This is a genomic window from Mycobacterium sp. VKM Ac-1816D (assembly GCF_000416385.1).
In the GTDB taxonomy this organism is placed as follows: Bacteria; Actinomycetota; Actinomycetes; order Mycobacteriales; family Mycobacteriaceae; genus Mycobacterium; species Mycobacterium neoaurum_A.
Window position 1 is genome coordinate 31,451 of the sequence record NZ_AOHQ01000123.1, and the last position, 22,587, is coordinate 54,037.

At 68.7% G+C, this 22,587-nt stretch carries 21 protein-coding genes and 1 tRNA gene; 8 read left to right on the forward strand and 14 right to left on the reverse strand.

What is annotated here, in order from left to right:
* Nucleotides 1-6 precede the first annotated feature (6 nt).
* Genes galE through G154_RS06910 form a run of 3 tightly spaced genes read left to right on the forward strand, consistent with a single transcriptional unit; the run spans nucleotide 7 to nucleotide 3,199 of the window.
* Nucleotides 7-990 carry a UDP-glucose 4-epimerase GalE gene (galE, locus tag G154_RS06900; protein WP_023986378.1) on the forward strand — a complete coding sequence of 328 codons (984 nt, stop codon included), beginning with the start codon at nucleotides 7-9 and terminating at the stop codon, nucleotides 988-990.
* A 33-nt stretch (nucleotides 991-1,023) separates the two neighbouring features.
* Nucleotides 1,024-2,778, forward strand: a complete 1,755-nt coding sequence (locus tag G154_RS06905) for a hypothetical protein (RefSeq protein ID WP_019510778.1) — start codon at nucleotides 1,024-1,026, stop codon at nucleotides 2,776-2,778.
* A gap of 52 nt (nucleotides 2,779-2,830) precedes the next feature.
* The gene (locus G154_RS06910) at nucleotides 2,831-3,199 is read left to right on the forward strand and encodes a hypothetical protein (protein ID WP_019510777.1); all 369 of its coding nucleotides are present in this window, start codon (nucleotides 2,831-2,833) and stop codon (nucleotides 3,197-3,199) included.
* Here the strand turns inward: G154_RS06910 and G154_RS06915 are convergent.
* Nucleotides 3,196-3,765 (reverse strand): TetR family transcriptional regulator, encoded by a 570-nt coding sequence (locus tag G154_RS06915; RefSeq protein WP_019510776.1) that lies wholly within the window; start codon nucleotides 3,763-3,765, stop codon nucleotides 3,196-3,198. The two genes, G154_RS06910 and G154_RS06915, sit on opposite strands and share 4 nt — an antisense overlap.
* A 47-nt stretch (nucleotides 3,766-3,812) precedes the next feature.
* On the opposite strand from G154_RS06915, the gene G154_RS06920 reads away from it, so the two are divergent.
* Entirely contained in the window at nucleotides 3,813-4,667 is an 855-nt protein-coding gene (locus tag G154_RS06920) for a lysophospholipid acyltransferase family protein (RefSeq protein ID WP_023986379.1), read from the forward strand.
* A 37-nt stretch (nucleotides 4,668-4,704) separates the two neighbouring features.
* Here the strand turns inward: G154_RS06920 and G154_RS06925 are convergent.
* Nucleotides 4,705-4,780: transfer RNA gene (locus tag G154_RS06925), tRNA-Thr, on the reverse strand.
* A gap of 66 nt (nucleotides 4,781-4,846) precedes the next feature.
* The gene (locus G154_RS06930) at nucleotides 4,847-6,058 is read right to left on the reverse strand and encodes a DNA polymerase III subunit delta' (RefSeq protein ID WP_023986380.1); all 1,212 of its coding nucleotides are present in this window, start codon (nucleotides 6,056-6,058) and stop codon (nucleotides 4,847-4,849) included.
* 80 nt (nucleotides 6,059-6,138) lie between these two features.
* Here G154_RS06930 and G154_RS06935 point away from each other — a divergent pair, with 80 nt between their 5' ends.
* Nucleotides 6,139-7,725, forward strand: a complete 1,587-nt coding sequence (locus G154_RS06935; RefSeq protein WP_019510773.1) for an adenylate/guanylate cyclase domain-containing protein — start codon at nucleotides 6,139-6,141, stop codon at nucleotides 7,723-7,725.
* Nucleotides 7,726-7,735: 10 nt separating this feature from the next.
* Here the strand turns inward: G154_RS06935 and topA are convergent, their stop codons facing one another.
* From topA to G154_RS06950, 3 genes are all read right to left on the reverse strand, one after another.
* Complete coding sequence (gene topA / locus G154_RS06940; protein WP_019510772.1) at nucleotides 7,736-10,582, reverse strand: type I DNA topoisomerase; 2,847 nt, start codon at nucleotides 10,580-10,582, stop codon at nucleotides 7,736-7,738.
* Nucleotides 10,583-10,693: 111 nt separating this feature from the next.
* Nucleotides 10,694-11,275, reverse strand: a complete 582-nt coding sequence (locus tag G154_RS06945; RefSeq protein WP_019510771.1) for a hypothetical protein — start codon at nucleotides 11,273-11,275, stop codon at nucleotides 10,694-10,696.
* A gap of 103 nt (nucleotides 11,276-11,378) precedes the next feature.
* On the reverse strand, nucleotides 11,379-11,582 hold the full coding sequence (locus G154_RS06950) for a cold-shock protein (protein ID WP_006243848.1): 204 nt from the start codon (nucleotides 11,580-11,582) through the stop codon (nucleotides 11,379-11,381).
* A gap of 290 nt (nucleotides 11,583-11,872) precedes the next feature.
* On the opposite strand from G154_RS06950, the gene G154_RS06955 reads away from it, so the two are divergent.
* Together G154_RS06955 and G154_RS06960 are read left to right on the forward strand one after the other, a co-directional pair.
* Nucleotides 11,873-14,203 (forward strand): DEAD/DEAH box helicase, encoded by a 2,331-nt coding sequence (locus G154_RS06955; RefSeq protein ID WP_023986381.1) that lies wholly within the window; start codon nucleotides 11,873-11,875, stop codon nucleotides 14,201-14,203.
* Nucleotides 14,204-14,512: 309 nt separating this feature from the next.
* A complete protein-coding gene (locus tag G154_RS06960; RefSeq protein ID WP_019510769.1) occupies nucleotides 14,513-15,616 on the forward strand; it encodes a PAS domain-containing protein in 1,104 nt (367 codons plus the stop codon).
* Here the strand turns inward: G154_RS06960 and G154_RS06965 are convergent.
* From G154_RS06965 to ssd, 7 genes are read right to left on the reverse strand one after another with little or no spacing between them, the layout of a single operon-like run.
* On the reverse strand, nucleotides 15,597-15,980 hold the full coding sequence (locus G154_RS06965) for an Rv3654c family TadE-like protein (RefSeq protein ID WP_019510768.1): 384 nt from the start codon (nucleotides 15,978-15,980) through the stop codon (nucleotides 15,597-15,599). The two genes, G154_RS06960 and G154_RS06965, sit on opposite strands and share 20 nt — an antisense overlap.
* Nucleotides 15,949-16,245, reverse strand: a complete 297-nt coding sequence (locus tag G154_RS06970; protein WP_019510767.1) for a TadE family type IV pilus minor pilin — start codon at nucleotides 16,243-16,245, stop codon at nucleotides 15,949-15,951. The genes G154_RS06965 and G154_RS06970 overlap by 32 nt, the downstream gene beginning before the upstream one ends.
* A 23-nt stretch (nucleotides 16,246-16,268) precedes the next feature.
* Nucleotides 16,269-16,472 carry a DUF4244 domain-containing protein gene (locus G154_RS06975; protein WP_019510766.1) on the reverse strand — a complete coding sequence of 68 codons (204 nt, stop codon included), beginning with the start codon at nucleotides 16,470-16,472 and terminating at the stop codon, nucleotides 16,269-16,271.
* Nucleotides 16,473-16,491: 19 nt separating this feature from the next.
* Nucleotides 16,492-17,040: a type II secretion system F family protein gene (locus G154_RS06980; protein WP_019510765.1), complete on the reverse strand. Its 549-nt coding sequence runs from the start codon at nucleotides 17,038-17,040 to the stop codon at nucleotides 16,492-16,494.
* Nucleotides 17,037-17,819, reverse strand: a complete 783-nt coding sequence (locus G154_RS06985) for a type II secretion system F family protein (RefSeq protein WP_019510764.1) — start codon at nucleotides 17,817-17,819, stop codon at nucleotides 17,037-17,039. Before G154_RS06985 ends, G154_RS06980 begins: the two co-directional genes overlap by 4 nt.
* Complete coding sequence (locus G154_RS06990) at nucleotides 17,816-18,973, reverse strand: TadA family conjugal transfer-associated ATPase (protein WP_019510763.1); 1,158 nt, start codon at nucleotides 18,971-18,973, stop codon at nucleotides 17,816-17,818. Before G154_RS06990 ends, G154_RS06985 begins: the two co-directional genes overlap by 4 nt.
* Before the next feature lie 22 nt (nucleotides 18,974-18,995).
* A complete protein-coding gene (gene ssd, locus G154_RS06995) occupies nucleotides 18,996-20,060 on the reverse strand; it encodes a septum site-determining protein Ssd (protein ID WP_019510762.1) in 1,065 nt (354 codons plus the stop codon).
* A 411-nt stretch (nucleotides 20,061-20,471) separates the two neighbouring features.
* On the opposite strand from ssd, the gene G154_RS07000 reads away from it, so the two are divergent.
* Nucleotides 20,472-21,347, forward strand: a complete 876-nt coding sequence (locus G154_RS07000) for an HAD-IB family hydrolase (protein WP_019510761.1) — start codon at nucleotides 20,472-20,474, stop codon at nucleotides 21,345-21,347.
* 388 nt (nucleotides 21,348-21,735) lie between these two features.
* Here the strand turns inward: G154_RS07000 and G154_RS07005 are convergent, their stop codons facing one another.
* Nucleotides 21,736-22,521 carry a hypothetical protein gene (locus G154_RS07005; RefSeq protein WP_019510760.1) on the reverse strand — a complete coding sequence of 262 codons (786 nt, stop codon included), beginning with the start codon at nucleotides 22,519-22,521 and terminating at the stop codon, nucleotides 21,736-21,738.
* Nucleotides 22,522-22,587: the final 66 nt, after the last annotated feature.

Sequence of the window (22,587 nt, forward strand, 5' to 3'; positions counted from 1 at the left end):
AGAGATATGTCCTGGCTAGTGACCGGCGGTGCCGGGTACATCGGAGCGCATGTGGTGCGCGCACTGAAAGCCTCGGGCGCCGATGTCGTCGTGATCGACGATCTGTCCACCGGTATCGCCGGATTCGTGCCTGACGGCGTCGAACTGGTCACCGCCAACCTGCTGGACCTCGACACCGTCACCGCGACGCTGGCCGACCACGCCGTCAGCGGGGTGATCCACGTCGCGGGATACAAGTACGCGGGCGAATCGGTGAAGTACCCGTTGCACACCTACCGCCAGAACGTCACCGCGATGGCCACCCTGCTGGAGGCGATGGCGGCCACCGATATCGACCAGATCGTGTTCTCCAGCAGTGCCGCCACCTACGGCACCCCCGATGTCGAGATCGTCGACGAGCAGACGCCGACGGCGCCGGAGTCGCCGTACGGCGAGAGCAAGCTCATCGGCGAGTGGCTGCTGCGCGATGAGGCGCGGGCACGCCCACTGCGGCACACCAGCCTGCGCTATTTCAACGTCGTCGGTTCCGGCTCGGTAGACCTGTACGACCGCAGCCCGCACAATCTGTTCCCCAAGGTGCTCGACATGCTCTACGGCGGCCGCGTCCCGCAGATCAACGGCGGCGACTACGCCACCCCGGACGGCACCTGCGTGCGCGACTACGTCCACGTCTCCGATCTGGCGGACGCCCATGTCGCGGCGGCGCGCAGGCTGGCCGCCGGTGAGCCCGTCGAGCCGGTGTACAACCTCGGCAGCGGATCGGGGACGTCGGTGCGCGAGATCATGACCGCGATCCGGGACGTCACCGGTATCGATTTCGAGCCCGCGGTCACCCCGCGCCGGCCGGGTGATCCGGCCCGCATCGTGGCCGCGGGCACCCTGGCGGCGCGCGATCTGGGCTGGCAGATGCGGCATTCGCTGACGGATATGGTCGCCTCGGCGTGGGCGGCCCGACAGGCCGTCGGGCAGGACTATCCGACCGCGGGCTGAGCGACTGGACGGGCGTCCGTACAGTCGGCTGCGATGAAATGGGTCCCCAGGGTTGCCGCCGCGTTGATCGCGGCACAGCTGGCGATCCGGGCGGTGCTCGCCTTCGGTGGCTACTTCTACTGGGATGACCTGATCCTGATCGGCCGGGCGGGCACGCAGGGGTTGCTGTCCGTCGAGTATCTGTTCGACGATCACGACGGGCACGTGATGCCGGGGGCGTTCCTGGTCGCCGGGGCCATCACCCGATTGGCTCCGCTGGAATGGTTCTGGCCCGCTCTGAGCCTCGTGGTGCTGCAGCTGCTGGCCTCGCTGGCCCTGCTGCGCGTGCTGCACCTGATCCTCGGGTGGCGCCCGGTGCTGCTGGTCCCGTTGGTGTTCGCCCTGTTCACCCCGCTGACGGTGCCGGCATTCGCGTGGTGGGCCGCGGGGCTGAACTCGCTGCCGATGCTGGCCGCACTGGCCTGGGTGTGTGGGGATGCCATCCAGCTGGTGCGCACCGGCAACCGGCGTTACGCGGTGACCGGGGTGCTGGTCTATTGCGGGGGCCTGCTGTTCTTCGAGAAATCGGCGGTGATCCCGTTCGTCGCGTTCACGGTGACCGCCCTGCTGGCGTGGGTGAGCCGGGAACCGCTTGCCGCCGTGTGGCATCGAGGGATCCGCCTGTGGGTCGGGCTGCTGGCGGCCACCGCCGGCTGGATCGGGGTCTATCTGCTGGTGGTCGACCAGAAACGGTGGACGCTGGATCTGGGCATGACCGCCGAACTGTGGTGGCGCTCGGTGACGCACGGGATCGTGCCGGGTCTGGCCGGTGGACCGTGGGACTGGCAGCGCTGGGCCCCCGCCTCACCCTGGGCCACGCCGCCGGTCACGGTGATGGTGCTCGGCTGGATTGCGCTGGCCGCGGTGGTAGCGGTGTCGGTGGCCCGGAAACAGCGGATCGCCGCGGTATGGGTGGCCGCGCTGGGCTACGGGCTGGCCTGCCAGGTGCCGATCTATCTGATGCGCTCCTCGCAGTTCACCGCGCTGGAACTGGCGCAGGCCCTGCGCTACCTGCCCGATCTGGTGGTGGTGGCGACCATCCTGGCCGCCGTCGCGCTGAGCGCGCCCAACCGGCCGGGATCGGCATGGCTGGATGCCTCCCGGGGGCGCACCGCGGTGGTCTGCGCCCTGGCCGTCGCGTTCGTCGGCAGCAGCCTGTACTCGACATCGACATTCCTGCGGGTGTGGCGGGACAGCCCGGTGCCGCAGTACCTGCACAACGCCGAGGCCGGCCTGGCCGATGCACCGCGCGGGACGCCGCTGCTCGACCAGGAGGTCGATCCGCTGATCATGCAGCGGGTGGCCGCGCCGGAGAATCTGGCCAGCCACATGTTCGCGCTGTTGCCGCAGCGCCCCGAGTTCAGCGGCACCACCACCGATCTGCGTGTGCTCGACAGTACCGGCAGGCTGCGCGAGGCGCTGGTCACCTGGGTGCGGTCCATCGCCGCAGGTCCGATCCCCAACTGCGGGTATCTGGTGCAGACCGATGCCGACGTCACGATGCCGCTGGACGGTCCGCTGCTGCCCGCCGACTGGACCGCCGAGATCAACTACCTGGCCAACAGCGAAGGCTCGCTGACGATGTCGCTGGCCGAGGGCGCACCGGTGAAGGTGCCGACCCATCCCGGGTTGAACCGGGTCTTCGTGCGGTTGTCCGGCGCCGGTGACTCGATCACGGTCAGCGCGAACACCGCGGCACTGTCGGTGTGCATCGCGTCGGGACCGGTGGGATTCGTCGCTGCCCGCTGACACCGGCGTGTGCTGCCCCCGACTTGTCGGTGCCCGCGCCTACGGTTGGCTGATGATCTCCTCGGACTCGCGGCCCTCGACGGTGGCGCCGTGCAGACACTGCGGCATCGAGACCGTGTGGTTGCAGACCGTGTACGGCGGCTGGCACCTCTTCGACGCCGCCGAGTTCCCCACCGAGGACAGCGCGGCCGGTAACCGCTTCGCCATCCGGCGGCTGTCCCGGCAGGTGGTGGATCTCGACGATGTGTACGAGGGCAGGTGGCCGGCCACCTGCCTGCACCTGCACCGGTTCGAATGCCCGACCAGCTATGACGACGCGCGCTTTCATCAGCGCAGGCCGCGGCAGGCCAATGAGATCGACCTCGACGATCTGTTCGGCCGCCTGGCCGAGCGGCGGGAGGCCCGGCGCCGGGCGGGTTAGGGACGCGGCGCGATGAGTCGGCGGGCGGCCTCGATGGCGACGCCGCGGCGGCGCGCGGTCTCGACCGCGCCCTCTGCGACAGCGTCCGGATGCGGTAGATGCGCCCATGCCAGCCCCGCCGAGAACAGCAATACCAGCAGATCCGCGGGCCGCCAGCTCGGATCGACGTGACCGTCGGCCTGCGCCGTGCCGATGGCGGTCAGTGCCGCCTCCATGGGCGGCGCATCCTCGAACTCCGGTGCGCCCAGGTCGAATCCCTCCAGCCGCGCCCAGGTGACCATGCGCAGGTGCTCAGGCCGACGGCAGGCCAGGTCATAGACCTCGCCGACGAACTCGGCGACGTCGTCCGGACGTAGCCTGGCCGAACGGAAGAATTCGGCGCCATCGGTGACGAACACCTCGCGGAACAGCGCCTCCTTGTTGCCGAAATGCGCATAGAGGCGCTCCTTGCTGGCATGGGCGGCCCGGGCGATTCGATCGATCCGGGCGCCGGCCAGACCGTACTGCGCAAACTCGGCGCGCGCCGCGGAGAGGATGTCGTCGCGAAGCTCCGTCGTGCGTCTCACAGCCAAAGCATAACCAGACGAACCAGTTCGTTCGGTACGGTGTGGATATGTCCGTTATGACCGACACCGCCAATCTGATGAACCAGCCCGGCCGCATCCGTGCACTACGGCGGGCCGTCGAGACCATTGCCGACGGTGCAGCACCACTCGTCGACTTGTGCCGCCCTTATGTCGATGGACTCGATCACCTCCCTCGCGATGGCCGATTCCTGCTGGTGGGCAACCACACTCAGTCCGGAACCGAAGGGCTGCTGATTCCGTATGCGGTGCGTCGCGAACTCGGCACGCTGGTCCGACCGCTCACCGACCGCGCCTTCGGCAGGATGCCCGGCCCGGCGGCAGATCTGCTGGCCGCCTGCGGCGCCACCGTCGGCGCGCCCGAATCCGCGCGCGAACTGATGCGCCATGATCAGCCGATCCTGGTCTTCCCCGGCGGAGGCCGCGAGATCGGCAAGTTCAAGGGTGAGGAGAACACCCTGAACTGGCGGGGCCGCGCGGGGTTCGCCCGGATCGCCGCCGAGCACGACTATCCGATCGTCCCGGCCGGACTGATCGGTGGCGACGACGTATACCGGAGCTTCACCACCCGCGACGGGGCATGGGGCAGGCTCAGTGCGGCACTGTCGAGCCATATGGCGGGCAAGCCCGATATGGCGATGCCGCTGGTGCGCGGGATCGGCCCGACAATGATCCCGCGGCCACAACGGATGTACCTGCGTTTCGCCGAGCCCATCGACTCGACCCGACCTGCCGGCGTCGCCGCCGACGACTGGGCCGAGAGCCTCAAGACTCGTACCCAGGAATCCTTGGAAGCGGTGTTGGCCCAGCTTCTTCAGATTCGCGCAGCCGATCCGTACCGGCAACTGAACCCGCTGGCCTGGCGTGATGCCGTACAGCCATGAAGACGTGCAGTGATCAAGACGTGCAGTGATCAAGACGTGGAGCCACCCAGGGGAATCGAACCCCTGACCTATTCATTACGAGTGAATTGCTCTACCGACTGAGCTAGGGTGGCGCGCCTGCCTGGGCAGGCCCGACGAGTCTACGACAGCCCCCGCCCGCGGCACGAATCAGTTGCCGTTCAGACGCGCAGCGCCTGCCCGACCGTCGCGACCATGGCATCGACGGCGAACTTGGGCTTCACGTTCACCGCCAGCGCCTCCCGGCACTCCAGGACCGCCTCGATGCAGCGCAGCAGCCGATCCGGTGGCACATGGGCGGCCATCGCGCCGACCCGCTCGGCCATGTCCGGGTGATTGGCCGTCACGGTCCCCGCACCCGCCGACACCACCAGCGCATCACGGAAATAGGTCGCCAAATCCATCAACGCCCGGTCGAGCGCGTCCCGCGAGGCGCGGGTCTGGCGCGATTTCTGCCGCTGCTCCAGCAGCTTCATCGCGCCTGCCGCACCGCGCATCGCCCCCGCCGTGCCCTTACCGGTGCCCCCGGCGCCCAGCGCGGTGCGCAGTTCCTCGGTCTCGACCTCGTTGCGGTCCACCGTCTGAGCCTTGGCCTCGGCATCGGCGGTGGTCACCAACTCCTCGGCGGCCGCGTACGCGCGGGTCGGCGTCGCCGCGTCCCGCGCCAGCCCGAGCGCCCGCTCGCGGCGCTGCCGCGACTCCGGATCGGTGGCCAGCCGGCGGGCCCGGCCCACGTGGCCACCGCTGACCGAGGCCGCCCAAGCCGCGATATCGGCCGCGATCCCGTCGCGTTCGGTGAGCACATCGGCGATCGCATCGGTCGGTGGTGTCACCAGCGCGACGTGCCTGCACCGTGACCGCAGGGTCACCGCAATGTCCTCGGGATCCACCGACGGCGCACAAAGCAGGAACACCGTGGACGCCGGCGGCTCCTCCACCACCTTCAGCAAGGCGTTGGCCGCCCCCTCGGTGAGTCGGTCGGCGTCCTCGACGACCACGATCTGCCAGCGTCCGGTGCCCGGCCGGCGCGAGGCGATCTGCACGATCTCCCGCATCTCCTTGACCGCGATCGACAGGCCCTCGGGGATGATGCGGCGGACATCGGCGTGCGTACCCGCCATCGTCGTGGTGCACGCGCGGCATTCCCCGCAGCCCGGAACGCCCTCGGAGGTGCACTGCAGGGCCGCAGCGAAGCACACCGCGGCCACCGAACGCCCCGACCCCGGCGGACCGGTGATCAACCAGGCATGTGTCATCCCGCCTGCGGTGAGCCCACTGTGCGAACCCACGGCACGGGCCGCCAAAGCGGCCGCCACCAGCTCTTCCTCCACATGGTGCTGGCCCACCAGAGACGAAAAAACACCGCTTCCCACACCTGCACCCTAGTGCCACACAAGGACACGACACGGCGACAGCGGCGCCAGAGGTCGCAACCGACCGATACGGTAAACGGGTGAGTGCGGAGGCCATACCGATCGGGCGCATCAGTGCGTTCGTCCGATGGGTGGCCCGTACCCCCTGGCCGGTGTTCCTGCTGGGCATGGTCCAGGCCGACATCATCGGTGCGCTGATGGTGCTGGGGTTCCTGCGTTATGCGCTGCCCCCGGAGGATCGCGTGCAGCTCCAGGAGCTGCCCACCTTCAACCTCACCGTGTTCCTCGGCTTCCTGTTCGTGTCGTTCAGCATCGCCGCCTACGTGACGTTGCGGCTGCTGCTGCCGGTGATCCGCTGGCAGCGCCGGGACACCCTGATGGGCGATGTGGCGCCCATCAGCGAGGTCGCCCGCGCACGCGCGCTGAAGATGCCGTTCTATCGCTCGGTCATCAACGTCACCAACTGGCTGCTGGGCTCGGTGGTGTTCATCGTCGCGAGCTGGCCGGTGGCCAGCCGGTCGGCGCCGGTGGTCGCGGTGGCCTCCGCGCTGGGTGCCACGACGGTGGCCATCATCGGCTACCTGCAGTCCGAGCGGGTGCTGCGTCCGGTCGCGGTGGCCGCGCTGCGCACCGGCGTGCCGGAGAACTTCCGCGCACCTGGGGTGATCCTGCGCCAGGTGCTCACCTGGGTGCTGTCCACCGGCGTGCCCATCCTGACGATCGTGCTGGCGGTGGTGGCCAGCAAGTTCGAGGTGCTCAAGGCGCCCGCGGACAAGCTGGCGACCCCGATCCTGTTGTTGGCTATCGCCGCACTGCTCATCGGGTTGGTCGGCACCGTACTGGTGTCCATGTCGATCGCCGATCCGCTGCGCCAGCTGCGCTGGGCGCTCGGGGAGGTGCAGCGCGGAAACTACAACGCGCACATGCAGATCTACGATGCCAGCGAACTGGGCTTGCTGCAGGCCGGCTTCAACGACATGGTCCGCGATCTGGCCGAACGGCAGCGCCTGCGTGACCTGTTCGGCCGTTACGTCGGCGAGGACGTGGCCCGCCGGGCGCTGGAGCGCGGCACCGAGCTGGGCGGCCAGGAACGCGACGTGGCAGTGCTTTTCGTCGATCTGGTCGGCTCGACACAGCTGGCCTCCACGATCCCGGCCGCCGAGGTCGTCAACCTGCTCAACGAGTTCTTCCGGGTCATCGTGGACACCGTGAACAAACACGGCGGCTTCGTCAACAAGTTCCAAGGTGATGCCGCCCTGGCCATCTTCGGCGCGCCCATCGAACACCCGGACGCCTCCGGTGCCGCACTGGCGGCGTCCCGTGAACTGCACGACGAGCTGATCAACGTGTTGGGCCAGACCGAATTCGGTATCGGGGTGTCGGCGGGCCGGGCCATCGCCGGGCACATCGGTGCGCAGGCCCGATTCGAGTACACCGTGATCGGCGACCCAGTCAACGAGGCCGCGCGCCTGACCGAGCTCGCCAAGCTCGAGGAGGGCCACGTGCTTGCCTCGGCGAACGCGGTCAGCAGCGCCGTCGATGCCGAAGCGCTGGCCTGGGACGTCGGCGAGATCGTCGAACTGCGAGGCCGGTCGGCGCCCACCCAGCTGGCCAGGCCCGCGGTGCGCGCCATCGCCCACGCGCCACAGCCCGAGCCCAGCAGCTGACGCCTTCCGGCTAAGCCTTCTTGGCGGCTTTCTTGGCCGGTGCTTTCTTGGCGGGAGCCTTCTTGACCGCCGCCTTCTTCGCGGTCGTCTTCTTGGCCGCAGCCTTCTTGGTGGCCTTCTTCACCGGACCGCGGGCACGCCGATCGGCCAGCAGTTCCGAGGCGCGTTCGTCGGTGATCGAGAGGACATCGTCACCCTTGCGCAGGCTGGCGTTGGTCTCCCCATCGGTGACGTACGGTCCGAACCGGCCGTCCTTGATGACCATCGGCTTACCCGAGGCGGCATCGTTGCCCAGCTCACGCAGCGGCGGGGTGGCCGCACCCTGACGGCCGCGCCGCTTCGGTTCGGCGTAGATCGCCAGGGCCTCGTCGAGGGTGATGGTGAACATCTGCTCTTCGGTCGCCAGCGAACGAGAGTCGGTGCCGCGCTTGAGGTATGGCCCGTAGCGGCCGTTCTGCGCGGTGATCTCCTCACCGTTGGCGGGGTCGACACCGACCACGCGGGGCAGTGAGAGCAGTTTGAGCGCGTCGTCAAGGGTCACCGTCTCCAGATCCATGGAGCGCAGCAGTGAGCCGGTGCGCGGCTTGGGTCCGGTGGGCTTCTTGCCCTTCTTCGCCGGCGACCCCGCGCTGCCGTCATCGGGATCCTCGGGCTCGGGCAGCACCTCGGTGACATAGGGCCCGAAACGTCCGTCCTTGGCCACGATCTCGTGCCCGGATTCCGGATCGACGCCGAGGGAGCGACCCTCTTGCGGTGTCGCAAAAGCCTTTTCGGCGAGCTCAAGGGTGAGTTCGTCGGGTGTCAGCTCGTCCTTGAGATTGGCGCGCTGCGGCTTGAGTTCACCCGGGTTGTCCGGGTCTTCGATCATCCGCTCCAGGTAGGGGCCATTACGTCCGACGCGCACATTGATGGCGCGACCCTGGTCATCGTCGAAGAGCTTGATGGAGTTGACCAGTCGCGCGTCGATCTCCTCAAGGTTGCCGCCGACCAACTGCTTGAGCCCACCGGCCCGCGCGATCGAGCCGTCCACACCATGCTCGCCACCGAAGTAGAAGTTGTTGAGCCAGTTGGTGCGTCGCTCGTTGCCGGAGGCGATCGCGTCGAGCTCGTCCTCCATCGCGGCGGTGAAGTCGTAATCCACCAGCCTGCCGAAATGTTGTTCCAACAGGCCGATCACGGCGAACGCGACCCAGGACGGCACCAGTGCGCTGCCCTTCTTGTGCACGTAGCCACGGTCCTGGATGGTCTTGATGATCGACGAGTACGTCGACGGACGACCGATGCCGAGTTCTTCGAGCGCCTTGATCAGCGAGGCCTCGGTGTAGCGCGCGGGGGGTGAGGTGGTGTGCCCGTCGGCGGTCAGGTCCGCGGCATCGACCCGCTGCCCCTGCGTCAGGTTGGGCAACCTGCTCTCGGCGTCATCGGATTCACCGCCGGCCTGATCGTCGATGCTCTCGACATAGGCCTTCAGGAAGCCGGGGAAGGTCAGGGTACGACCGGAGGCGTTGAAGACGACCTGCTCGCCCGAACTGGCGGCGCCTGCGATGCGCAGGCTCAGCGTGGTACCGCGGGCATCGGCCATCTGCGAGGCAACGGTGCGCTGCCAGATCAGCTCGTAGAGCCGGAACTCGTCGGCCTCCAGCGCGCTGTGCAGCTGGCCGGGGGTCTGGAACACGTCACCGGACGGGCGGATCGCCTCGTGCGCCTCCTGCGCGTTCTTGACCTTGCGGGTGTACTGACGCGGCGTCGGATGGACATACTCCGCGCCGTAGAGGTCCCGGGCCTGGTTACGGGCGGCATTGATCGCCGACTCCGACAGCGTCGTGGAGTCGGTACGCATATAGGTGATGTAGCCGTTCTCGTACAACCGCTGCGCGATGCTCATGGTGCGCTCGGAGGAGAACCGCAGTTTCCGGCCGGCCTCCTGCTGCAACGTCGACGTCATGAACGGTGCATAGGGCTTGCGGGTGTAGGGCTTCTGCTCCACCGAGGACACGGCAAGTTGCGCGCCACGCAGGCCGTTGGCCAGGCTGGTCGCGCCGGCCTCGTCGAGGACGAGCACCTCGTCGGGGCGTTTGACCGCGCCGAGGGAGTCGAAATCACGTCCGGCGGCGACCCGGCGGCCGTCGACGGTGTTGAGCCGGGCGGTGAACCGCGGCGGCGACGCGTCCGGATCGGACACAGAGGCGTCCAGCTCGGCGCTGACATCCCAGTATCCGGCGCTGCGGAACGCCATGCGCTCACGCTCGCGCTGCACGATGATGCGGGTCGCCACCGACTGCACCCGGCCTGCCGAGAGCTTGGGGGCGACCTTCTTCCACAGCACCGGGGACACCTCGTAGCCGTAGAGGCGGTCGAGGATGCGGCGGGTTTCCTGGGCGTCGACAAGGTCGATGTCCAGATCACGCGGGTTTTCGGCGGCGGCCCGGATGGCCGGCTCGGTGATCTCGTGGAAGACCATCCGCTTGACCGGGACGCGCGGTTTCAGCGTCTCCAGCAGGTGCCAGGCGATGGCTTCACCCTCGCGGTCACCGTCGGTGGCGAGGTAGAGCTCGTCGACATCCTTGAGCAGTTCCTTGAGCTCGGTGACCGTGGCCTTCTTGTCCGGACTCACGATGTAGAGCGGTTCGAAGTCGGCGTCGACGTTCACCCCGAGCCGCGCCCACGGCTCGGACTTGTACTTGGCCGGGACATCGGCGGCTGCGCGTGGCAGGTCTCGGATGTGGCCGCGGGAGGATTCGACTATGTAGTTGGAGCCCAGATAGCCGGCGATCTTGCGCGCTTTGGTCGGCGACTCGACAATTACGAGACGCCGAACGGTACCGGTGCCTCCCCGGCTCCGGTCGTCGTCAGCCACCTTCTTCTACTCTCCACTTCTTTGTTGCCTGGCGGTATCTGTCACCGCAGGCAACTGACAATTTCGCATCCAGGACGGGCATGTGCAAACTGGCTCGCCCGCCGGACGGCCTCATATTCTCGGCCAATGTGCAAACGCTTCGGCATCACCGGGGGGTTCCCCGACGTTCTCGACCAGGCGTGACAGCCGTCGTCGACCGCTCACCCGCAACGCCGGACGCGGTCCGCGAGTACCGATCAGCGTCGGTGCGATTCCCACCCGCATCAGCGCCGATGCCAACGTGGCGTGGGTATCCGGCGCATGCGGATCCAATCCCAGCAAGTACCGGTCGGCGGCCTCGGGCACCCCGGCGGCCAGCGTCCAGGCACGCAGCGCACGCGGGCCGGGCACCCAGCTACCCGGCACCGTCTTGACCGCGCCGCGGGTCCAGGCTCCCGCGATATCGACCACGCGGGAGTCCAGCGCGGTGCGCACCAGGGGGTTGTCCTCCTCGGTGCGGGTCAGCTCGGGGGTCAGCCCGGCTTCGGCGATCATCTCGGCAAGCCCCTGGGCGCGCCACCACTTGTCGACCACCACCGACAGCCGCGCCTGCCCACCGACGGACACCACCTGTCCCTGGGCGGCCAGCAGGCCGGTCAGGTCGGCGATGGTCGGGGGCACCGACTCCGCCGAGAAGAAGGACAGTTGGCTCACATGTTCGACACTATCCGTGGTGGCCGAGACGTCGGTGCAATGGCACGGTCGGATACGAAAACACCCCCGGCCGGGCCGGGGGTGTCTTCGGTGTTGCGTTGGCTCAGACGGCGCGGACGCCGGTCGCCTGGGGGCCCTTGGGGCTCTGGCCGACCTCGAACTCAACCTTCTGGTTTTCCTCCAGGGTGCGGAAGCCCGACCCCTGGATCTCCGTGTAGTGGACAAAAACGTCAGCGGAGCCGTCCTCGGGGGCGATGAAGCCGAAGCCCTTCTCCGCGTTGAACCACTTCACAGTTCCCTGTGGCATCTTTCGTACTTTCCTTCTCTTACCGGGTGCGGTCCACCGACGTCCGGTGTACCGGGCCCGTTCCGACCGCTTACCAACGCGTGTGTCGTCGGAACTCGACCCGACCTACAACCCTCGCAGGAACCGCGATCGCAACGACGATCCTGCGGGTGCAAAAACACGAACACAGAAGCTGCGACCACCTTCAGTCAACCACGTTCAACGCGCCAGCAACAGTCTCGGCACGATCAAGTAGTCAACAATTCACCTGGGGATACATGCTGGTGAACACCGAAGGGAGCGTCGTGTCTGTGTCAGGGCGCAATACCGGGTCCGATTTCGGCCGTGACCTGCTGTCCTGCGCGGTGCGGGGCACTCCGGTCGACGAACATCCGATCCGTCATGTCGAAGACATCCCACCCCGGCGCGGCACGACCCTGCCCTGGCCGGCGTGGGCCCAACCCGACGTCGTGGCCGCCTTCACCGCACGCGGGGTGCACACCCCGTGGTCGCACCAGGTGGTCGCCGCCGACCTGGCCCACAACGGACGGCACGTGGTGCTGTCCACCGGCACGGCCTCGGGCAAGTCCCTGGCCTACCAGCTGCCGATCCTGACCACGCTGGCCGCCGAACCGTTGGCCCGCGCGCTGTACCTGTCCCCCACCAAGGCGCTCGGGCACGATCAGCTGCGCGCCGCGCACAGCCTGTGCGAAGAGGTGCCCGGCCTGCGCGGTGTCGCGCCGTGCGCCTACGACGGTGATGCGGGCACCGATCTGCGCCGCTTCGCCCGCGAACGGTCCCGGTGGCTATTCTCCAATCCGGACATGATCCACCTGTCGCTGCTGCGCAACCACGCCAGGTGGGCGGTCTTCCTGCGCCACCTCAAGTACATCGTCGTCGACGAATGCCACTACTACCGGGGTATTTTCGGCTCGAATGTGGCGTTGGTACTGCGCAGGCTGTTGCGGCTGTGCGCGCGATACTCCGGGTCGCCGACGGTCATCTTCGCCAGCGCCACGACCGCGGCCCCCGCCGAGACCGCCGCCCAGCTGATCGGTGAGACCGTCACGGCGGTGACCGAGGACGGCTCCCCGCACGGCGGGCGGACGGTGGCACTGTGGGAGCCCGCGCTGCTCGAGGACCTGGTCGGGGAGAACGGCGCGCCGGTGCGGCGGTCGGCCGGTGCGGAATCCGCTCGGGTGATGGCCGACCTGATCGCCGAGGGTGCCCGCACCCTGACCTTCGTGCGGTCGCGGCGCGGGGCCGAACTGACCGCCCTGGCCGCGGCGAACCGGCTGGAGGAAATAGCCCCCGACCTCGCCGACCGGGTCGCCTCCTACCGGGCCGGCTATCTGGCCGAGGACCGCCGCGCGCTGGAACACGCGCTCAGCGAGGGGGACCTGCGCGGGGTGGCCACCACCAACGCCCTCGAACTCGGTGTCGACATCGCCGGGTTGGATGCGGTGGTGCTGGCCGGGTTCCCCGGCACCGTCACTTCGTTCTGGCAGCAGGCCGGGCGGTCCGGCCGCCGCGGCCAGAGCGCACTGATCGTGCTGATCGCCCGCGACGACCCACTGGACACCTACCTGGTGCACCATCCGCGCGCGCTGCTGGCCAGACCGATCGAGAAGGTGGTGATCGACCCGGGCAACCCGTATGTGCTGGGTCCGCAGCTGCTGTGCGCGGCGACCGAACTCCCGCTGACCGACGCCGAGGTGCGGACCTGGGATGCCGAGGAGGTCGCGCGCACCCTGGTCGACGACGGATTGCTGCGCCGGCGTCCCAACGGCTGGTTCCCCGCGCCCGAGATCGATCCGCACCCGGCGGTCGACATCCGCGGCGCTTCGGGTGGACAGATCGCGATCCTGGAATCCGGTACCGGCCGCGTACTCGGCACCACCGGAACCGGCCAGGCTCCGGCGTCGGTACATCCCGGCGCGGTGTATCTGCACCAGGGTGAGAGCTACGTCGTGGACAGCCTCGACTTCGAGGGTGGTATCGCGATCGTGCACGCCGAGGACCCCGGATACACCACGGCCGCAAGGGAAGTCACCGATATCGCGGTGACCGGAGCCGGTGAGCGCCGGACCGTGGGTCAGGTGACCGTCGGTGTCGTGCCGGTCTCGGTGTCGAACACCGTCACCGGATACCTGCGCCGCAGCCTCGATGGTGAGGTCATCGACTTCGTCGAGCTGGACCTGCCGACCAGGACACTGGAGACCGTCGCGGTGATGTGCACGATCACTCCGGAAATGCTGTACGCCAACGGGATAGACCCATTGGCCGTTCCGGGTTCGCTGCATGCGGCCGAGCATGCCGCGATCGGGTTGTTGCCGCTGGTGGCCAGCTGTGATCGCGGCGATATCGGCGGGGTGTCCACGGCCTCCGGGCCGGAAGACGGGCTGCCGACCATCTTCGTCTACGACGGATATCCGGGCGGCGCGGGATTCGCCGACCGTGGATATCGGCAGATGCAACTGTGGTGGGAGGCGACGGCGGCGGCCATCGAGGCCTGCGAATGCCCCGCCGGTTGCCCGTCGTGCGTGCAATCGCCGAAGTGCGGCAACGGTAACGATCCGTTGGACAAGGCAGGCGCGGTACGCGTTCTGCGGATGGTGCTCGGCGAGCTGGCGGGACACTGACGCCGCGTTGTCCCCGACAGGAAGGCCCACCCCGCGTCGGCCGTCTCGCCGTGGTCTGCAGCGCCACACCAGCAACGCCGATCACACTTTCCGCATGCTCAAAACGGTCGGAAGACGCGATCCGTTTTCAGTCCCGGCGAACCAGGTACAGTCGGAAATTACCTTTTCAGCAGACCCCCTGCAACTCTTTTTGACGCCAGCGACGTCAAGAATGCGCATCCGAATCGGGGTTCAGCAGCACGTTCCTACGGATTCCGCAGCATGAGCAAACACCCGGCAGGAGCGTCGGGGCCAGTTAAACTCGCAGGCATGGACCACGACTGGCTGCTCGTGGAGACACTGGGTGACGAACCCGCGATCGTCGCCCAGGGATCGAGGACCAAGAACCTGGTCCCGATCAGTACTTTTCTCCGCCGTAACCCGCACCTGATGGCCATCCAATCGGCGATCGGCGAGACGCTGCGTGCCGGTCAGGCGCTGACCAGCATCACCCCCAAGAACGACCGCGTGATCCGCACCGAGGTGGTGCACATGTCCGACGGGGTGATCCACGGCGTACACCTCTGGATCGGCGAACCCGGCGCCGACCCGCCGGACCGGCCGGTACCCGGACCGCTGAAATGGGATCTGACGGCCGGAATCGCCACGGACACTGCGGAATCGCTGTACAACGCGGGCCGGGACGCCAGCGTCGAGGCAACCCAGGGCCGCGCCTTCGCCGAGGATCTGCCGGCCAGGGCTCTCAATCCCAACGAATCGAAGGTGTTGTCCATGGTGATCCGGGCCAAGCCCGGTCATGTGCTGTGCAGCACGTGGAACGTCACCGATTTCCGGGGTGAGCCGATCACCGTGGGTTTCGTGGCCAGGGCGATCTCCGAGGAGCAGGACGACGGCAGCGAACGGTTGATATGCCGAGCGATGAACTGGCGCAGCCTCGTCGAGGGGCCGGTGGTGCGACCCGACGATCTGGCGCAACGGATTCTCAACGGCCTTGCCGCGCCCGGCGTGCACCGGGCGATCGTCGACCTCAACCACTGGCGGCTGCTCAAATGGCTGGACAAGCCGTGCCCGTTCTTCGACTGGCGGGCCGGCGAGCAGGGCGAAACCGTCCTGCATCCCGGCGACGAACGCCACGTCCTGGCAATGGCACAGGAATTCGTTGACGGGCCGACCGCCCGGGTACTGCGACTGCCCGCCCACGGCGGCGGGTTCACCCCCATCCACGTCACCGTGAATCGCATCGAACTCGACGACGACACCTACGCGGCACTGATGTCGATGCGGTTGCCCACCGACGAGGAGATCGCCGCCGCCGAGCAGGAGGCGACCGCGGTCGAGGGTGCACAGTCAGGCACTCGTGCGGCACTCAAATCGCTGCTGCGGCTGCGCAAGATCACCGGCCAGACGGACTGAGAACACCATCGGCAGGCCCCGCCCTGGCCTCCGCCCGGGCGCTTCGGCCTGGCAGCACGGTGGTGGCCGTGACGCTGACCACCACATCCAGCCCGTGCACAGCGCACTCGACCACCGTGACATGGTTCGATTCGGCGACGGCTTGTGCTGCCGTGCAGGCACTCTGGTGACCGGCGGGCACCGATGCGGCGCCCGCGAGCGCGGCCAGATCGGCCCCCGATTGCGCGCGGTGGCGTGCCACCACCACCGAGCCGAGCACCAGCACCCCGACGGTCACCGTGAGCAGCACGACCATCAGCGCGGTCGCGATCAACGTCGCCGAGCCACGGTCCTCACCGGAACTGCTCGGCCATCGCCACCGCATCGCCGGAGATGACGATCCCTGGCAGCAGTGCCGTCGCCGTGCTGACGCGCACCACGACGAACGCACCGTCGCGCTGCGCCGAGATCGTCGACCCGGTCGGCCCGACCCGGCGCGCCGCGGCGACCCCGTCGTCGCCGCGGGCGAGCAGTCGCGCTGCCTCCCGCGCGGCGTCGACACACCGGATGTGCAGGACGGTCGCGTTGATACCGGCAAGGCACACCACCAACACCGCGACCAAGGCGGCGATCGCAAACGCCGCCTCCACCGTGACACCGCCGCGATCACCGCTCAGACACCGGTGTTCAGAGCGCGGGTGATGATGTTGGACAGTGCGGTCACGATCGAGTCGCCGGTCACCACGGTGTAGAGGATGGCACCGAAGGCGGCGGCGGCGATGGTGCCGATCGCATATTCGACGGTGCTCATCCCGGACTCGTCGGCGGCGACCACCATGACACGGGCCTGCATCCTTCGGATCATGTTGTGCAGCATGTTTTCTCCTTCTCATCGGTTACAGGCCTGACATCAGGTCACCGGCCAGCCCGGCGACCACCGGGACGATTCCCAGGCAGACGAAGGCGGGCAGATAGCACAGCCCGAGCGGGCCTGCGATCAACACCGAGGCGCGCTCGGCGGCCGCATCGGCGGCCGAACCCGCGTCGATGCGCACCTGGTCGGCCAGTTCGGCGATCCCGCCGGCCAGTGCCGCACCCGATACCGCCGAGCGGCGAGCCAGCCTGGCCAGCACCGCCCCGTGCGGGTCGGCGGTGCCACCGGGGTCTGCCCAGGCCCGCTCCGAACCCGCGCCCAGGACGAGGAGGTCGGCCGCGCGTATCAGCTGAGCACGCAGCAGCACCGGCGCCAGCGGCGCGGCCGCCGCAGCGGCGGTCGCGGTCGCCATACCCGCCGACAGGCAGGCTGCCAGGACGTCCAGACACGATGCCGCGGCCAGCGGATCATCGGGCAGCTCCGGCGCGCATCGCATCGGTGCCCGCATTCTGTGTGCGGGTCCGGCTCCGATCAGCACCGCCGCCGCGAGTAGCACCGCGGCCACGCTCATGACGCCACCGCCGTGATGATGCGGTCCGACCAGTACAGCCCCAGGCAGGACAGTGCCACTCCGATCAGCAGGATGACCCCGCCGGGCCCGCCGGCGACCAGGAACCGCACCGGCTCGGCTCCGATCAGCTGTCCCAGCAGGATTCCCAGTACCGGCATCCCGGCCAGTACCGCGGCGGTGGTGCGCGGTCCGGCCAGTCCGGCGTCCAGCCGCAGCCGGAACCTGTCGCGCTCGACGATGTCGTGCTGCGCGGCGCGAAGCAGCGTGGCGACCGCGAGGCCGTGATGGTGGGCCAACTGCCAGCAGAGCGCCAGCCGTCGCCATTGCGCGGGGATGGCGGAGGTCTCGGCCACCGAACTCAACCCGATGGCGATATCGGCGCCGAGACGCCCGTGCGCCGAGACGGTCCTCAGGCGGTCCCCGACCTGACCGCCGACCTCACCGGCCGCCGCGCTGAGCGCGGCCACGGGGTGCGCGCCGACCCTGAGCTCTCCGACCAGGACGTCCAGCGCATCGCGCAGTTGCAGCGCCTCCGCGACGGCCGCCCGTCGGCACGCCGCGCGCCGACGCCGGTGAGCCACGGTGGCCGCCACCAGGAGACATGCCAGAACGACCGTCGGCTCCCACCAGAGCATCGCGAGCACGGTTGCGGGTGCACCGAGCCACGCCGGTGAGATCCGCCGTCGTCGACGAGGTCGCCTCCGAGGCCCGAGTCGGTGACCGGCCGGCGTCGGCAAGACGAGCAGCGCCGCCGCCAACAGGATCACCGCCACCGTCATCGGATGCCCGCATCCTCGAACAGGTGGCGCAGCGCGTCGATCCCGTCGCCGAACCCGCGCCGCAGCTGCCAGGCGGTGCGCGCGCCTACCCAGCCATCATGATCGCGTTCTACGACGGCGATCTCGCGCACCCGCCGGATCCCGTCGCGGTCGCGCCCGACGTGCACGACGACCTGGATCGCGGCGGCCAGCTGGCTGTGCAGCGCGGTGCGGTCCAGTCCACCGAGCCCGGCCAACGCCTCCAGCCGCGCGGGAACCTCGGCTGCGCTGTTGGCGTGCACGGTGCCCGCGCCGCCGTCATGACCGGTGTTCAGCGCGGTCAACAGGTCCACCACCTCGGCGCCACGCACCTCGCCGACCACGATCCGGTCCGGCCGCATCCGCAGTGCCTGACGAACGAGGTCACGTACCGTCACCGCACCCACGCCCTCGACGTTGGGGCCGCGGGCGACCAGCTTCACCACATGCGGGTGTTGGGGCGCGAGCTCGGCCGCATCCTCCACGCAGACGAGACGTTCGGTGTCGGCCACCGTCCCCAGCAGCGCCGACAGCAGCGTGGTCTTGCCGGCGCCGGTCCCACCACAGACCAGGAAGGCCAGCCGCGCCGCGATGATGCCGGCCAACAGGTCCGCGGCGGGCTCGGCGATCGCACCAGCGGCGATCAGCGCAGCCAGATCCTGGCGGGCCGGTCGGAGCACCCGCAGCGAGATGCAGGTCCCCGCGGCCGCCACGGGCGGCAGCACCGCGTGCAACCGGACGGGATCGACCCCCACACAGCTCAAATGACCATCGACCCAGGGTTGGCTGTCGTCCAGCCTGCGTCCGGCGGCCAGGGCGAGGCGCTGCGCGAGCCTGCGCACTGCGTCCTCATCGGGGAAGCGGATGCCGCTGCGCCGCAACCCGTTACCGTCGTCCACCCAGACCGCGTCGGGCGCGGTGACAAGGACATCGGTGGTCCCCGAGGCACGTAACAACGGATCAAGCAGGCCGGCGCCGGTCAACTCGATGGCAACGCTGCGCATGTTGCTGAGTACTTCGGTGTCACCGAGCAGGCCACCGGATTCCGCGCGGATGGCGTCGGCGACCACCGCCGGTCGCAACGCGGCCCCGTCATGGGCGAGGCGTTCCCGCACCCGCTCGATCAAGTCGCTCATGCGGTGTCCTCGCAAGCGTCGCTCATGACCCCGCCCCCACCGGTTGTCCGCGCAGCACCTGCAACACCCGCACGGCGGCGAGTGCCAACGGCGACCGGGCGGCGAGCCGGAGCCCACCGCGCTCCAGCGCACCGGCCAGTCCGGGCTGCGGACGCATCGCCGCAAGAAGCGGCAGACCGATACCGTCGGCCAGGTCCGCAGCCCGCAGCCCCCCGGGCGCCGGCCCGCGCACCACCAGACCGAGATTCGGATTGATCTCCCTCGCCCACCGGGTGAGCGCACCGGTGGCGGCCGCCGAGCGCACATCGGCAGGTGCGATGACGACCACCAGATCCGCCGTGCAGAGCGCTGTTTCGGTCACCGGCGTAGCTCGGCGCGGGATGTCACAGACCACCGTGACCCCGGCGCGGCGACCGGCGTCCACGACCGCAGATATCGGTCCCGCCGCAATCTCCCCACCGCTGCGTCCGCCGGATAACACCGTCACCGTCCGCGACGTCGGCAACGCCCCGCGCAGTGCGTCGAAACTCAGCCTGCCCGCCCGCACCGCGAGATCCGGCCAGCGCAGGCCGGGCACGCCCTCGGTGCCCATCGCCAGGTCGATGCCTCCGCCCCACGGATCCGCGTCGACGAGCAGTGCCGAATCCGCCGACTGCGCCACGGCAGTGGCGAACAGTGAGGCGCCCGCACCGCCGCACCCACCGATGACAGCGAGGACACCACCGTCGCGACCGCCCGGGCCGGGGTCGGCGGCCGCGGCACCGAAGGCGCCGACGAGGTCCTCGTCCTGCTCGGGCAGCTTGAAGAAGTGTTGTGCGCCAACGGCTGCCGCACCCCGCCACTCCCACACTCCGGCATCGTCCTCACCGACCAGCAGCACGCGATCCCGTCGCGGCAGATCCAACTCCGCGAGGCGATGTGCGGACCCGGCGTCGAGCACGACGGCACGGGCGCCGAGCCAGGCTGCCCGCCCCGACGGACGTTCGGCATGCACCACCGGCAGGCCGGCGGCGGCGGCCACCCTGTCGATCTCCTCGCGGAGGGAGCTGCGCTCGACCACGGCCAGCAGGGTTGCGTTCGACGTCACCCCACCAGCCTGTGCGGACGACCCGCACCGCACCAGTGCCGCACGCACATCTGTGGATGAACCGGCGATTGTGGATAGACCAAAAGACTGAAAACAGCGTTCCGCAACCTCGCGGAAGGTCTCGATGTCGAGGAGAGGGCGGAAAAAGTCCGGAAAAAGGGACGACCCCCGCCAGGGGGGGAGGAGGCGGAGGTCGTCGTGTATCAGCCCCGGGGGGTCGGGCTGATCCACACTCGGCTAAGGCCGAGTGATTGCCACTATACACACGGATTCGCCGTGCAGTGCAAGTAGCGGACGACCGAATTCGCAGGTTATGTCGAAAATCCTGCAGATTGCGACAGGTGTCGTGAGCTGTCACTTTCCCAGCATTGGGAAAGTGTTGCCGCGTCGCGGGCGCCTATGCTGTGACCTGTGACGGTACCCGATGGTTCTGCCGATTTTGCCACCGCTCCCGATCCCGCAGTACAGGGCGGTCAGCCAGTTCGCACCGCGGCGTTCTTCGACCTCGACAAGACCGTCATCGCGAAATCCAGCACCTTGGCTTTCAGCAAACCTTTTTTCGACCAAGGACTTTTGAACAGACGTGCGGTACTCAAGTCCTCGTACGCCCAGTTTCTGTTCCTCATGTCCGGCGCCGACCATGACCAGATGGATCGGATGCGCACCTACCTCACCGATATGTGCAGCGGCTGGGACGTGGACCAGGTGCGATCCGTGGTCGGCGAAACCCTGCATGAGATCGTCGACCCGTTGGTCTTCGACGAGGCCGCCAACCTGATCGCCGACCACAAGCTCTGCGGGCGCGATGTCGTCGTGGTGTCGGCATCCGGCGAAGAGATCGTCGCGCCGATCGCCGCGGCCCTCGGCGCAACCCACGCCATGGCCACCCGCATGGTCGTCGAGGACGGCAAGTACACCGGGGAGGTGGCCTTCTACTGCTACGGCGAGGGCAAGGTCGAGGCCATCCGGGAACTGGCCGCCCGCGAGGGCTACGCGCTGGAGCACTGCTACGCCTACTCGGACTCGATCACCGACCTGCCGATGCTCGAGGCAGTCGGACATCCCTCGGTCGTCAACCCCGATCGCGCACTGCGCAAGGAGGCCGGCCAGCGCGGTTGGCCGGTGCTGGCCTTCACCCGGCCGGTATCGCTGCGCGACCGACTCCCGGCACCCTCCGGCGCTGCCGTGGCGACCACGCTCGCGGTGGGACTGAGCGCGCTCGCAGGCGGTGCGCTCACCTACTCACTGCTGCGGAAGCTGTTGCCGCCCACCGTTACCCGTCGGTAGCTGAGAGCGTCCTCATAACGATCGAGAATCACCCCCGTTTGACCCTTGCTGTGACCGCGGTCACGTAGTACAAAGGAGTGCACGGAGCTCGACAAGGCCAAGGCCACACCGGAAGAGAAGGTGTGATCTCCCGAGTCGAAACTCCTAGCACGGATCACCGGAACCCACGCGGAGCTCAAGCCGCGATACAGGCAGAAGCGTTGTGGGCCTGCGGAATCACGAAAAGCGAATGACGTGACAACCCCTTGGGTGGGGTTGCGCCCATAGCGCAACGTGAGAACGCCGAGGCCACCCACACAACCCACCTCAGCACGCTTGGTAACCGGAATCCGTGCTAGCGGGCGACGAGCCGTGACCGACGCAAGTGGGTCACGGAGCGTCGCCCGCTTCATTTGCTGGGCTGGTCGCGCGCGGCCTCCGCAATCGACAGTGCCTCCCGCGCTCCGGCGTGCAGCGCCTGACTGCTCAATACCAGCCAGGCACCCAATCCGTTCGGCGTGCCCGAGGCGAACCCACGCGCGGCGGCCCGGTAGTTCCCGGACTGCTTCATCCAGAACATCTCCGGCACACCGAGTCCGTGCGGATCCAGCCCGCTGGACATCGTGATCAGTCGCGACACCGCGCGGGCCACCACACCGTCGGCCGAACCGAAGGGCTCCAGGGTCAACAGTTCACCGTGCGCGACGGCGGCCAGCACGAAGGCGGGCACCGATGTGCCGCCGGTGACCAGTTCGGCCAGCATCTCCAGCCGTGGACCCACCTCCGGCGCCGAGCGCGGCCTACCCAACCGGTCGTCCTCGACCAGGTCCGCCGCCGCCAGCGAGTGCAACCGGGCCAACGCCTGCAGCGGCGCCCGCTGCCACACCTGCGTCAGCGCGGTCGCGCCACCTTCCAACGCCTCGGACACCCGCAATGCCCCGGCCAGCACCGCATCGGGTTCGCCGGACTCGGACAGATTCAGTGAGCCGCCGTCGAGCACCGAGCTCGCGCGCGCCGCGCGCAGGGCCGCCTCCGCCGCGGTCGCCGGCCAGCCCCGCAGATTGGTGCGGTGCCGATGGGCCCGGCCGAGCGCCTCGCGCGCCTCGTCACCGGCGGCGGCAACACCTTCCAGAGCCACCAGCGGGGCGAGTGGATCGGTGTTGTTCGGCTCCTTGCGCGAGCGCTCGTCGGTCATCCGAACAACGCTAGCCGACCGCTGAGCCTGCAATCCCCGACGTTCGGCGCAGTTCGACAGCCGTCC

Bases quoted from the DNA above. Each gene is read 5' to 3' on its own strand.
- G154_RS06960 (WP_019510769.1), top strand. From the start codon at position 14,513: ATGGACCACGACTGGCTGCTCGTGGAGACACTGGGTGACGAACCCGCG.
- G154_RS06975 (WP_019510766.1), bottom strand. From the start codon at position 16,472: ATGCTGCACAACATGATCCGAAGGATGCAGGCCCGTGTCATGGTGGTC.
- galE (WP_023986378.1), top strand. From the start codon at position 7: ATGTCCTGGCTAGTGACCGGCGGTGCCGGGTACATCGGAGCGCATGTG.
- G154_RS06980 (WP_019510765.1), bottom strand. From the start codon at position 17,040: ATGAGCGTGGCCGCGGTGCTACTCGCGGCGGCGGTGCTGATCGGAGCC.
- G154_RS06920 (WP_023986379.1), top strand. From the start codon at position 3,813: ATGTCCGTTATGACCGACACCGCCAATCTGATGAACCAGCCCGGCCGC.
- G154_RS06910 (WP_019510777.1), top strand. From the start codon at position 2,831: ATGATCTCCTCGGACTCGCGGCCCTCGACGGTGGCGCCGTGCAGACAC.
- G154_RS06965 (WP_019510768.1), bottom strand. From the start codon at position 15,980: ATGCGGTGGCGATGGCCGAGCAGTTCCGGTGAGGACCGTGGCTCGGCG.
- G154_RS06985 (WP_019510764.1), bottom strand. From the start codon at position 17,819: ATGACGGTGGCGGTGATCCTGTTGGCGGCGGCGCTGCTCGTCTTGCCG.
- G154_RS06905 (WP_019510778.1), top strand. From the start codon at position 1,024: ATGAAATGGGTCCCCAGGGTTGCCGCCGCGTTGATCGCGGCACAGCTG.
- G154_RS06950 (WP_006243848.1), bottom strand. From the start codon at position 11,582: ATGCCACAGGGAACTGTGAAGTGGTTCAACGCGGAGAAGGGCTTCGGC.
- G154_RS07005 (WP_019510760.1), bottom strand. From the start codon at position 22,521: ATGACCGACGAGCGCTCGCGCAAGGAGCCGAACAACACCGATCCACTC.
- G154_RS06990 (WP_019510763.1), bottom strand. From the start codon at position 18,973: ATGAGCGACTTGATCGAGCGGGTGCGGGAACGCCTCGCCCATGACGGG.